14 protein-coding genes are annotated in these 11,788 nt (G+C 53.7%); 7 read left to right on the top strand and 7 right to left on the bottom strand.

The window, feature by feature from the left end:
* Nucleotides 1–326: 326 nt before the first annotated feature.
* Genes STH12_RS19630 through STH12_RS19615 form a run of 4 tightly spaced genes read right to left on the bottom strand, consistent with a single transcriptional unit; the run spans nt 327 to nt 3,983 of the window.
* On the bottom strand, nt 327–908 hold the full coding sequence (locus STH12_RS19630) for a TlpA disulfide reductase family protein (RefSeq protein ID WP_126169109.1): 582 nt from the start codon (nt 906–908) through the stop codon (nt 327–329).
* A complete protein-coding gene (gene nrfF, locus STH12_RS19625; RefSeq protein WP_126169108.1) occupies nt 905–1,411 on the bottom strand; it encodes a heme lyase NrfEFG subunit NrfF in 507 nt (168 codons plus the stop codon). The genes STH12_RS19630 and nrfF overlap by 4 nt, the downstream gene beginning before the upstream one ends.
* A complete protein-coding gene (locus STH12_RS19620) occupies nt 1,408–1,992 on the bottom strand; it encodes a DsbE family thiol:disulfide interchange protein (RefSeq protein WP_126169107.1) in 585 nt (194 codons plus the stop codon). Before STH12_RS19620 ends, nrfF begins: the two co-directional genes overlap by 4 nt.
* A 14-nt stretch (nt 1,993–2,006) precedes the next feature.
* On the bottom strand, nt 2,007–3,983 hold the full coding sequence (locus STH12_RS19615) for a heme lyase CcmF/NrfE family subunit (RefSeq protein ID WP_126169106.1): 1,977 nt from the start codon (nt 3,981–3,983) through the stop codon (nt 2,007–2,009).
* Nucleotides 3,984–4,373: 390 nt separating this feature from the next.
* On the opposite strand from STH12_RS19615, the gene ccmI reads away from it, so the two are divergent.
* Nucleotides 4,374–5,627, top strand: coding sequence for a c-type cytochrome biogenesis protein CcmI (gene ccmI, locus STH12_RS19610; protein ID WP_126169105.1), 1,254 nt, complete (start codon nt 4,374–4,376; stop codon nt 5,625–5,627).
* A gap of 219 nt (nt 5,628–5,846) precedes the next feature.
* On the opposite strand, the gene STH12_RS19605 is transcribed toward ccmI, so the two are convergent.
* Complete coding sequence (locus STH12_RS19605) at nt 5,847–6,140, bottom strand: c-type cytochrome (RefSeq protein WP_126169104.1); 294 nt, start codon at nt 6,138–6,140, stop codon at nt 5,847–5,849.
* A gap of 320 nt (nt 6,141–6,460) precedes the next feature.
* On the opposite strand from STH12_RS19605, the gene ccmA reads away from it, so the two are divergent.
* The 6 genes from ccmA to STH12_RS19575 all read left to right on the top strand — a co-directional run bounded on the left by ccmA (nt 6,461) and on the right by STH12_RS19575 (nt 10,289).
* A complete protein-coding gene (gene ccmA / locus STH12_RS19600) occupies nt 6,461–7,105 on the top strand; it encodes a cytochrome c biogenesis heme-transporting ATPase CcmA (protein ID WP_418856590.1) in 645 nt (214 codons plus the stop codon).
* Nucleotides 7,106–7,116: 11 nt separating this feature from the next.
* Nucleotides 7,117–7,803 (top strand): heme exporter protein CcmB, encoded by a 687-nt coding sequence (gene ccmB / locus STH12_RS19595; protein WP_126169102.1) that lies wholly within the window; start codon nt 7,117–7,119, stop codon nt 7,801–7,803.
* Nucleotide 7,804: 1 nt separating this feature from the next.
* Nucleotides 7,805–8,551: a heme ABC transporter permease gene (locus STH12_RS19590; protein ID WP_126169101.1), complete on the top strand. Its 747-nt coding sequence runs from the start codon at nt 7,805–7,807 to the stop codon at nt 8,549–8,551.
* Entirely contained in the window at nt 8,551–8,751 is a 201-nt protein-coding gene (gene ccmD, locus STH12_RS19585; protein ID WP_126169100.1) for a heme exporter protein CcmD, read from the top strand. Before STH12_RS19590 ends, ccmD begins: the two co-directional genes overlap by 1 nt.
* Nucleotides 8,748–9,236: a cytochrome c maturation protein CcmE gene (gene ccmE / locus STH12_RS19580; RefSeq protein ID WP_126169099.1), complete on the top strand. Its 489-nt coding sequence runs from the start codon at nt 8,748–8,750 to the stop codon at nt 9,234–9,236. The genes ccmD and ccmE overlap by 4 nt, the downstream gene beginning before the upstream one ends.
* Nucleotides 9,237–9,317: 81 nt before the next feature.
* The gene (locus STH12_RS19575; RefSeq protein ID WP_126169098.1) at nt 9,318–10,289 is read left to right on the top strand and encodes an ABC transporter substrate-binding protein; all 972 of its coding nucleotides are present in this window, start codon (nt 9,318–9,320) and stop codon (nt 10,287–10,289) included.
* Between the two features lie 55 nt (nt 10,290–10,344).
* On the opposite strand, the gene rplQ is transcribed toward STH12_RS19575, so the two are convergent.
* Nucleotides 10,345–10,743 carry a 50S ribosomal protein L17 gene (gene rplQ / locus STH12_RS19570; RefSeq protein WP_126169097.1) on the bottom strand — a complete coding sequence of 133 codons (399 nt, stop codon included), beginning with the start codon at nt 10,741–10,743 and terminating at the stop codon, nt 10,345–10,347.
* 39 nt (nt 10,744–10,782) lie between these two features.
* The gene (locus tag STH12_RS19565) at nt 10,783–11,772 is read right to left on the bottom strand and encodes a DNA-directed RNA polymerase subunit alpha (protein WP_126169096.1); all 990 of its coding nucleotides are present in this window, start codon (nt 11,770–11,772) and stop codon (nt 10,783–10,785) included.
* Nucleotides 11,773–11,788: the final 16 nt, after the last annotated feature.

The raw sequence follows: 11,788 nt of genomic DNA, 5'->3' as shown, positions 1-11,788 counted from the left end.
ATTTGCTTGTCTTATCTGATTTTTAAAGAACATCCGGTCGCGCTTGGCTCACCGGGTCAGGGCTGCGTATTCTACGCTTTCCTGTTTTCGCGTCAAGTGATTTACTTCAAGGTTTTTCTGTTTGGCGATTTTGTCACCACACTCACCTTTTCGTTTACTTTCCGCGTTGTTACCTCAGCCCTGCCTGAGCAGTTTTGCCGTGACAACGGATGCGCATTATAGGGAGCCTGACTCGAAGTGCAAGCCCTTTTTAAAAGAAAAAGATCGCATGCCGATCTTTTAGGCAAAATGCGATCTTTCTTGGATCCAGACACTGAATTGGCTGGTTATTTAGCGGCGTTGACCGCAGGTGCGGCGGCTGGCGCCTCGATAATGCCTTTTAACAATGCTTCGGCTTTGGGGTCGTCCCAGTCAACGTAGCTTCTGACAAAGGCCACCAGCTGCCCTTCTCTGTTAAGGATAAAGGTGGCTGGAATGGTATCGAGGGGGAACACCTGCCTTAAGTTTTGCGGCGCATCGAAGAAAGAACCAAAGTCTTCCATCCCCTGTGCCTTTAAGAAGGCATCGACTTCAGCCTTGCCACCAGCATCAATAGAGATTGGCAGGAAGGCGAATGTCTTTGGGTCCAACTTGGCTTTAAGACGCTCCAGTGCCGGGATCTCCCTGACACAGGGCGGACACCAGGTGGCCCACATGTTAACCATCACGACCTTGCCCTGATACTGACTGAAGTCGACGGCTTTGCCACTTGCGTCTTCAAAGGGAACTGCTTCGATCGGAAACGGGTGGGGTAACTGGCGGATAAGATCGACGCTGGATGCCGGTTGCGCTGCTTGCTGTTGCATCCCCGGATAAGCGATGGCGGCCCCGGGGGCCGCCAACATCAGTGCGCAGACAATGCGCTTCATGATTTCTTACCCTTGTCGTCTGCTTCGACATCAGGCTTGTCGCCTTTGAGCAAGGCATCGAGTTCTGCTTGCTGCTCTGGCGTCAGGTCGGCCGCTTCCACCGGCTGATTACGCTGTTTACGAATAAACAGGATACCGGCGGTCAAACCGATCAGCAGCAGGATGACTGGCCCCAACCACAGAATGTAGGTACGACCTTCCATTCTTGGCTTATACAGCACGAAGTCACCGTAGCGGGTGGTCATGAACTCAATGATCTGATCGTCCGACTTACCCTCATCCACCATCTTGTACACTTCCAAACGCAGGTCGCGGGCAACCGGCGAGTTGGAGTCAATCAGGTTCTGATTCTGACACTGAGGACAGCGCAGCTCATGGGCCAGTGACAGCGCACGCTTCTGGTTATCTGCCGACTTGAACTCATAAGTGTCTACCGGCGTGGCCAGAACCAATGAGCTGAAGCACAGCAGCACCATGGCCAGTAATGCGTTCAACTGTTTCATGATGCGGCTCCTGTTGCGGCAGGGCTGTTGGCTGCCGCCTCTGTGGCGGCCTCCTGTTGCAGCTGCTTCACCATCGGATACAGGGTTTCAGTCCATACGCGCTGATCCACAGGACCTGCGTAGCGGAAACGAATAATCCCTTTATGGTCTACCAGGAAGGTTTCAGGCGCACCGTATACCCCAAGGTCCAGACCCAGACGGCCATCTTTATCAAAGATGTTCAGCGCATAAGGGTCGCCTTCGCGGCGCAGCTCACGAATAGCTTCGGCGCGCTCGTCGCGATAGTTGATGCCGTAGATTGGCACCAGCTTCTGGCGTGCCAACGACATCAGGAACGGATGCTCATACTTACAGGATGGGCACCAGGTCGCCCATACGTTCAGCAGTGCCACCTGACCTTTAAGGTTTTCCTGGGTGAGCATTTCACCCGGGGTTTCCAGTTTTTCCAGTTGGAAGGCAGGCACAGGCTTGCCCTCCAGTGCTGAATCCAGTTTCTGAGGATTGAGGAACAGGCCCTTGTAGAGGAACACGCCCATCCCCAGAAACAATACCAATGGAATGAATAAGACCAGCTTCTTCATTTTTTCTCCAAATCTCAGGCAGTTGCCAATTTGCCTTTGGCGTCTTGCTGCGCTTTGTCCTTGGCAGCAACCTTAACACGATAGCGTTTGTCTGAGGCAGCAAAGAAACCGCCCACCATCATGAAGATACCGCCGAACCACAACCAACGCACAAATGGCTTGTAGTTGAGACGCACCGCGTACTCGGTCGCGCTGATAGGGTCACCCATGGTGACGTACAGGTCACGGAACAGACCCCAGTCGATACCGGCTTCGGTCATGTCCATGGTGCGCACGTTGTACTGGCGACGATCCGGCTTGAGCAGGGTGACGAAGCTGTCACCTTTGTACACTTCAATCTGTCCTTGCTGAGCGGTGTAGTTTGGACCCACCACGTTTTTGGTCTCAAGGAACTTGAAGGTGTAACCGGCCAGCTCGTGGCTGACGCCGGGACCCATGCGCACGCTCTTCTCGATGGAGTAGTTGGACACCATGGTGCCACCTACTACCGACACAGCAATACCCAGGTGAGCGATGATCATCCCCAGTTGGCTGCGACCAAGACGCGCCAGGCTCAGGCCTTCGTTGGTCTTGATGGCGTTGTATCCGGCACGCAGGCTGGCGAGGGTGATCCACGTCGCGGTACCGATACCCAGGGCAACCCAGATATTGAACTCACCACCGGCGATGAAAGGCGCGGCAATACCTACCACTGCAGACACAATCGCAGGGATCATCAGCTGACGCTTCAGTTCACCGGCTTTGGCCTTCTTCCAGCGGATGATGGGGCCAATACCCATGAACACAAACATCACCAGCACGATAGGCACAAACACTGCGTTGAAGTATGGAGGGCCTACCGAAATCTTACCCATGCCCAGCGCATCAATCAGCAGTGGGTACAGGGTACCCAGCAGCACAGTGCCGCAAGCCACGGTCAACAGCAGGTTACACACCAGCAGCATGGTTTCTTTCGACCAAAGCTCAAACTTGGCCGGACTGGTCATCTCACTGGCGCGGAAGGCGAACAGAGTGAGCGAGCCACCAATGGCAAGACCGAGCAGCAACAGAATGAACATACCGCGGCTAGGATCGGCGGCAAATGAGTGCACCGATGTCAGTACCCCGGAACGTACGATAAAGGTACCCAGCAAACTCAGAGAGAAGGCGAAGATTGACAGCAGTACGGTCCAGTTACGGAAGGTGCCGCGTTTCTCAGTCACAATCAGCGAGTGCACCAGTGCAGTACCAATCAGCCATGGCATAAAGGATGCGTTCTCAACCGGATCCCAGAACCACCAGCCACCCCAGCCGAGCTCGTAGTAAGCCCACCAGGAACCTAGCGCGATACCGCCGGTCAGGAAAATCCAGGCTGCCAGAGTCCACGGACGGCTCCAGCGAGCCCAGGCAGAGTCAAGACGGCCACTGAGCAGCGCTGCAATCGCAAACGCAAAGCTCACCGAGAAGCCCACGTAACCCAGATACAGCATTGGCGGGTGGAAGATAAGACCCACGTCCTGCAGCATAGGATTCAGGTCACGCCCTTCCATTGGCGCCGGGAACAGGCGCTCGAATGGGCTGGAAGTCAGCAGCATGAACAGGGTGAAGCCCACGGTAATCATACCGAGCACCGCCAGTACCCGGGCGGTAAAGACTTCTTCCAGTCCCTTACTGAACTTGGCAACCGCCGCGGCCCAGACCGACAGGGAGAACACCCAGAACAGCAGAGAACCTTCGTGACCACCCCAAACGGCGGCGATCTTGAAGAAGCTGGGAAGTTGCGAATTGGAATGGTGCGCCACGTAGGCTACGGAGAAGTCATCGACCGCGAAGCTGTAGCCAAGGGTGATAACCGACAAACTGATAAAAAGGAACATGCCGTATGCTAACGGCCAGGCATAGCGCACAAGGTATTGATCCTTGCGTGCTACCCCGACAAGTGGCACGGTGCTGAGCAGGATGGCGAATGCCAGCCCTGTGATCAGCGCAAAGTGTCCAAGTTCCGGGATCATGGGTACTCCTCAGTCTTATATAGTCATGTCGACAGCCTGACTTCTACTATCGACGCACAACATGAATCACACATTAGTTTTTACGAATTTGCGCCATTTTAGTATTTGCTATAGTTCCTGTCTGCCACTTTCGCGCAAATATGGGTCGCCAGTCTCATTCTTGGTTTCACAGGCAAAACCGAGCTAACTCTACCCCTTGGCTGACATTCTGACGCCTTTTATCTGAATTGGTTGCAGTTAAATCAGCTTTCTGTGAACCAGTGCCCAACTCTGGCGTTTCCCGTCGGCGCTTAAGCTTATATTACTGTTCAATGAATATGCTTTTCGTATAATCTGACCCGCAAACCCGGCGGTATCGCCAGTCAAGGCAACCAAGGTGAAAAATAGATAATGACGACTTTCTGGATTCTGATTGCATTTGTTGTGCTGATCGGCCTTATGCTGATCTGGGTACCCCACTTCCGTCAGCAGCGCCTGCTCAAGACCGAAGAGGCAGGTGTACGTAAGCAAACCAACCTCGAGCTGTTCAACGAACGTCTCGCCATTCTCGAAAAAGAACTTGCCGAAGGCCTGCTGGATGACCAGGAATTTGAAGGCCTGAAGAAAGAGCTGGAAATCAGCCTGCTGCAGGACATTAAACAAGGCGCCGATGAATCGCTGGTTAATACAGTAAAACCCAAGGGCCTGCTGTGGCCAGTGCTGATGTCTGTCACGCTGCTGGGTATTTCCGGCTACCTGTATCAGGACCTGGGCCAGTACCAAAACGTATCTAACCCACCGCGCGCCGCCAATCCCCATGAAGGCATGACTGCCGAGCAAATCATGTCGCAGCGGGTACAAATGATGGAAATGGCCGTACAGGCCGAGCCGGACAACAGCCAGGCCTGGTTTAACCTGGGTCACGCCTATATCTCCGCCAATCGCTTTGATGAAGCGGTAAATGCCTTCGATAAAGTGATGGAGCTGGTTGGCACCCACGCCGAGCTGATTGGTCCCAAGGCCACAGCGCTGTACTACAAAAACAACCAGCAGATGTCGCCTGAGATCCAGGCGCTGATCGACCAGTCGCTGGCGCTGGATCCCAAAGATCCATCTACCCTGCTGCTGGTTGGTATGGATGCCTTCTTCACCGCCGAATACCAAAAGGCCATCGACGCCTGGCAGACCATTCTGGCCACCGATCGCAACGATATCGACCGCACTGCGCTGATCAACGCCATCGAAACTGCCAAAATGAAGATGATGTCTGAAACCGGCATGATGCCAACCGACAGCGTACATCAGGGCGTAGCAACAGCGGCTCCCACTGTAACTGTGCAGGTATCGGTATCGCCTGAGCTGGCAGCCAAGGTAAATGAAACCGATATGCTGTTCATCTTTGCCCGCGCCACCGAAGGCCCTAAAGTGCCACTGGCCGCAACCAAGCTGAGCGCCAAAACCCTGCCGGTTACCATCACTCTGGATGACAGCACCAACATGGGTGGCGATGTGAAGCTCAGCAGCGCCAAGCAGGTGGAAGTGATCGCAGTATTGTCCAAGCACGGTAGCGTGAAGCCACAAACTGGTGACATCAAGGGCACCCTGGCCTCCGTCGATGTGGGCGGCGAGTCTGTAAACCTGGTACTGGATACCCTGGTGCAGTAAAGCATCCATCTCGTTTAATGAAGCCGGCTAACCACGCCGGCTTTTTTATTGGCGCAGCCCTCTATTGGCACAGCTATTGGTTGGCGCAGCGGCTTAGTGGAGTAGCTCGTTATTGGAGTTGCTATTTGCTGGAGAAGCTATCTGTTAGAGAAGCGGTGCGGCCAAATCACAGGCAATAAAAAACCGGCCAGAGGGCCGGTTCTTCTAACTACATTCCAATTACTTGGACATGAACTCAATAGCGTTCTTGTAGTCTTCATCAGTACAGTCGGTACACATACCGCCTGGAGGCATAGCGTTCAGACCGCCTTTAACACTGGCAACCAGAGCGTCAACACCTTTGGCCAGACGTGGTTCCCACTGGGCAGCGTCGTGAGCCTTAGGCGCACCGGCTACGCCCATGCTGTGGCAAACCTGGCAAGCCTTGTTATAAATAGCTTCACCTTCTTGAGCAGATACGCTGGCAGCCATAGTCAGAGCAGCTACTGCAGTCATTGCTAACAGTTTTTTCATGTTCAATGTTCCTAATGCAAATACTTACATGCTCAACGCTGCCCTCGAAGGCAGACTAGTTTTAGCGAGCTAAGGGTACTACAAACTTCAAAAGATCTCACCTTTTTGTGAGATCTCTCCCAGCTTGTTTCGGGAGATGAGATTTAGGCCACAATTTCGGCAATATATTAGCAAATCTTAAAAAAGTTCCGGCATCATTGCACATATTGGAAGTGCATCAAATTGCTGATACTTAGTCACCTTACGAAGTAAACCCTGCCCTTTAAGTATGTTAGTATCGGCACAGTTCCACCGCTGGATTAGAGGTCTTGGTGACACAATTGACAACAACAACCAAAACACTGGTATCCGCAGATAAGCTGACCTGTATCCGTGAAGAAAGAATTCTCTTCGATGAGCTGAGTTTCAGCGTCAACGAAGGCGATATCATTCAGATCGAAGGCCCGAATGGGGCCGGTAAAACCAGCCTGCTCCGGATCCTTGCCGGACTCTCTCGCCCCTATGCCGGGCGCGTATTTTACCAAACCGAAGACATCACTCGCTGCCGCGACGAGTTTAACGAAGATCTCTTATATCTCGGGCACTTGGCGGGCGTTAAGAGCGAGCTCACCGCCGAAGAAAACCTTAACTTCAATTTAAGGTTAAGTGGCTATGATGACTTCAACAGCGGCGAAATCCTCGCCAAAGTCAACCTGAAAGGATTCGAAGAAGCACTGGCAGGCCACCTGTCCGCCGGACAGCACAGACGCACCGCACTGGCACGGCTGTGGCACACCAGCTGCAAAGTCTGGATCCTGGATGAACCCTTCACCGCCATCGATAAACGCGGCGTGGCTGAACTGGAACAACTGTTCCTGCGCCATGCTGACAACGGCGGCTGCGTCATCCTGACCACTCACCAGGATATGGGGCTCATCACGGACGAGCGGCTGCGCAAGCTCAAGCTCGAATACCGCTTTATATAAGGTTGGCTCCCATGAAACGAGGCATTAGCTACAGACAAGCGTTCTTCACTGTGCTCAAGCGCGATCTTAAGATCGCGGTACGTCACCGGGGAGACATTTTTAACCCGCTGCTGTTTTTTGTGATGGTAGTGACCCTGTTCCCACTGGGTATTGGCCCCGAGCCACAGGTGTTGACCCGCATTGCCCCCGGCATTATCTGGGTTGCGGCGCTGCTGGCATCCATGCTGTCGCTTGAGCGGCTGTTCAAGGCCGACTATGTCGACGGCTCGCTGGAACAAATGCTGCTGAGCCCGCAGCCACTGTATCTGACAGTGCTGGCCAAAGTGCTGGCCCACTGGCTGTTAACCGGGGTGCCACTGATTCTGGTATCACCGCTGCTGGCCGTGCTGCTGCACCTTGAGGACAACAGCTATGGTGCGCTGATGTCGACTCTGGCACTGGGTACACCAGTACTGAGTTTGCTTGGCGCCATCGGTGTTGCACTGACGGTTGGCCTGCGCAAAGGCGGGGTGCTGCTCAGTCTGCTTATCCTGCCGCTGTACATTCCGGTACTGATTTTTGCGACCAGTGCCATTGATGCCGCAGGAATGAATTTACCCTATGACGGCCAGCTCGCTATAATAGGGGCCATGCTGGTTGGGTCTTTAACACTGGCGCCCTTTGCAATTGGCGCATCACTGAGAGTGAGTACTAACTAATATGTGGAAGTGGTTACATCCTTACGCCGATCCCGAGCGTGCTTACAAGTTATCAGACAAACTCTTGCCCTGGTTTGCCTTTCTGGCTATCGCCTTTATTGCCACCGGTACCGTCTGGGGGTTGGCGTTTGCGCCGACTGACTACCAGCAGGGCGACAGCTACCGCATCATCTTTATCCACGTGCCGGCCGCTTCGATGTCGATGGCTGCTTACATGGGGATGGCCACCGCCGCCTTTATTGGCCTGGTATGGCAAATCAAGGCGGCCGACTGGACCGCAGCTGCCATCGCCCCAATCGGTGCGGTAGTCACCTTTATCGCCCTCTTCACCGGCGCCACTTGGGGTAAGCCTATGTGGGGTACCTGGTGGGTATGGGATGCGCGCCTGACCTCTGAGCTGGTGCTGCTGTTCCTGTACCTGGGTGTGATTGCCCTGTACGCCTCCTTTGAAGACAAGGTGCTGGCCGCCCGTGCCGCCGGCATTCTGGCGATTGTGGGTGTTATTAACATCCCGATTATCAAATACTCTGTGGAATGGTGGAGCTCACTGCACCAGCCATCCACCATCAGGATCACTGAGAAGTCCACCATGTCGACTGACATGCTGTACCCACTGCTCATCAATATCGTTGGATTTGGTTTGATGATCGGTGCTCTGACCCTGGTTCGATTCAAGGCCGAGATCCTGGCACGCAACGCCATGCGCCCATGGGTACGTCAAATGGCCCTGGCTCAAGGAGCTAAATAATGCAATTTGAAAGCTTTGCAGACTTTATCAACATGGGAGGTTATGCCTTCTATGTCTGGCTGGCTTACGGTGTTACCTTCACCAGCCTTATCACCCTTATCGTTCTTAGCACGCGCCAAAAAGGCAAGGTGCTCACGGAAATCGCTAAGAAAATCGCTCGGGAAGAGCGCCTGAAAGAAAGCCGGAGCAACAAAGAATGAACCCAAGACGTAAAAAGAGACTCGCCCTTGCAGTGGGCCTGATTGGTGGTGTGGCCGCGGTGGCTTCTTTGCTGCTGTACGCGCTGAACACCAACCTGAACCTGTTCTACACCCCTACCGAAATCATTCACGGTAAAGCCGATACCGGCATCAAGCCAGAAGCCGGCCAGCGCATCCGGGTGGGCGGCATGGTGACTGTTGGCTCCATGGTACGGGATCCCAACAGTCTGCACGTTGAGTTTGCCGTGCACGATGCCGGCGGCGGTGAAGTCATTGTGACTTATGATGATCTGTTGCCGGATCTCTTCCGTGAAGGCCAGGGCATTGTGGCTCAGGGCGTGCTGACCGAAGACGGCAAGCTGGAAGCCAGTGAAGTGCTCGCCAAGCACGACGAGAACTACATGCCGCCGGAAGTGGCTGAAGCCATGGGTAAAACCCATGAGAAGCTGCAGTACAGCGAAGATCAGAAAGGCGGTTCACGCTAATCTTCTCGAAAGCCTCCAATCGGAGGCTTTCTTTTTAACGGCAGGACTATACTTGGAGAAGTCATTCACGGAGATGACGCCATGTCCCGCTTGCTCATATTGCTCTGCTGCTTCCTGCTCTCGCCGGCGTTCGCCGCTCGGGTTGCCATTATCGAAAGCTACCATGCCGACTATGCCTGGGATCATGAGTACGTCCAGGGGATTGAAGATGTACTGACAGGCCATCAGCTCGAACGCTTTCAACTCGACACCAAACGTATTCAGCGTGAAGACTATGAAATGGCCGCAGACAGGGTCTGGAATGGCCTAACGGCCTATGACCCCGAACTGATATTGATTGGTGACGATAACGCCTTCAGATTGCTGTCAGCGCGTTTAAGCACATTGAATATTCCCGTGGTTTTCCTTGGGCTTAACGGTACACCCCGGGACTATGGTCTGGATCAGTTCAGCGCCATCACCGGGGTATTTGAACGGCCGCTGCTGAAACGCTCGGTGCTGTTTCTCAGTGCCTTGCTTAAAAAAGACGCCCCGCGAATTCTGGTGGTGTTTGATGCCTCAACCACTTCAACCGTATCCCACGATCATCTGAGTCAACTGGAGCCCTATGTGAAGGTTGGCAAAATTCATATCGATATCCGTCTGGATAACCGCAGCGAAGTGTGGCGGGAACGGGTAAGCCAGGCCAAAGCACAAGGCTACGATGCCATTATCGTTGGCCTCTACCATACTCTCTCAGAAGCTGATGGCAGCTATACCCAGCCCGACGAGATGCTCGGCTGGATCCACGACCACACCTCTGTGCCTTCCTTCGGTTTTTGGGATTTCTCGATTGGCCCCAGGGGCAACGTTGGCGGCTTTGTACTGGATGGCTATGCGCACGGCAAAACTGCAGCAGAGATGGCTGAACGTATTTTAAATGGTACTCCGGCGTCGAGTATCTATCCGGTGATAGACGACAGTGGCCGGTTTATTTTCAGTCGCAGTGGTATGAAAAAGTGGCAACTGACGGTGCCGGAAAGGCTGGATGGCAAAATCGACTGGATTGAATAAATCGCGGGCATAAAAAAACCGGACCCTAAGGTCCGGTTTTCTTCGCTTTCACTGATTACTCAGCGGCAGCTTCAACTTCAACAGCTACGGCAGCTTCTGGGCGACCTACCAGCTCGATGTAAGCCATAGGGGCTTTGTCACCGGCACGCAGACCACACTTCAGAATACGGGTGTAACCACCAGGACGCTCCTGGTAACGTGGACCCAGCTCGTTGAACAGTTTACCTACGACTTCTTGGTCGCGGGTGCGAGCAAACGCCAGACGACGGTTTGCTACGCTATCACTCTTAGCGAGTGTAATCAGGGGTTCAACTACGCGACGCAGTTCTTTCGCCTTCACAACGGTAGTCTTGATGATCTCGTGACGTACCAGTGAAGAAGCCATGTTGCGGAACATAGCCTGACGGTGGCTGCTGTTGCGGTTAAGTTGACGACCACTCTTACGATGGCGCATGACCTAATCCTTATAAACTATCTCTGTACCAATCCGGTCTTACAGGTCGTCTGCCAAGCTGGCTGGAGGCCAGTTTTCCAGACGCATACCCAACGACAGTCCGCGAGACGCCAATACGTCCTTGATCTCGGTAAGAGATTTCTTACCCAGGTTAGGAGTCTTGAGCAGCTCAACTTCAGTGCGTTGAACCAGATCACCGATGTAATGAATCGCTTCGGCCTTCAAGCAGTTGGCCGAACGTACAGTAAGCTCTAAATCGTCGACAGGACGCAGCAGAATAGGATCGAACTCTGGCTTCTCTTCTTTCTGCTCTGGAACAGACACATCACGCAGTTCTACAAACGCATCCAGCTGTTCAGCCAGAATGGTTGCAGAGCGACGGATGGCTTCTTCTGGATCGATAGTACCGTTAGTGGTCATATCGATTACCAGCTTATCCAGGTCAGTACGCTGCTCAACACGGGCCGCTTCTACGTTGTAGGCAATACGGGCAACCGGTGAGAAAGAAGCGTCAACCAGCAGACGGCCGATTGGGCGATCATCGTCTTCGTTCTGGGCACGGGCAGAAGCCGGCACATAACCACGACCACGCTCAACGCGGATACGCATGCTGATGTCATGATTACCGGTCAGGTGACAGATAACATGATCAGGGTTAGCGATGGTTACATCACCGTCGTGGGTGATGTCTGCTGCAGTAACAGGGCCTGCGCCGGACTTGCTCAGCGTGAGCATAGCCTCGTCTTTTCCTTCGATGATCACGGCCAAACCTTTCAGGTTCAACAGGATCTCGAGGATGTCTTCCTGAACGCCTTCCTTGCTGCTGTATTCGTGCAGTACACCGTCGATTTCAACTTCGGTGACCGCGCAGCCAGGCATGGACGACAGAAGGATACGACGCAACGCGTTACCCAAAGTGTGACCGAAACCACGCTCAAGCGGTTCCAGAACGACCTTGGCACGAGTTGGGCTAACCTGCTCGATGTCCACGAGACGCGGTTTAAGAAATTCTGTAACAGAACCCTGCATTGTGTCCTCTCTTGTT

This window comes from Shewanella khirikhana, assembly GCF_003957745.1.
In the GTDB taxonomy this organism is placed as follows: domain Bacteria; phylum Pseudomonadota; class Gammaproteobacteria; order Enterobacterales; family Shewanellaceae; genus Shewanella; species Shewanella khirikhana.
Note: the sequence above shows the minus strand (reverse complement) of the source record. Positions and strands in the feature narration are given on the sequence as shown.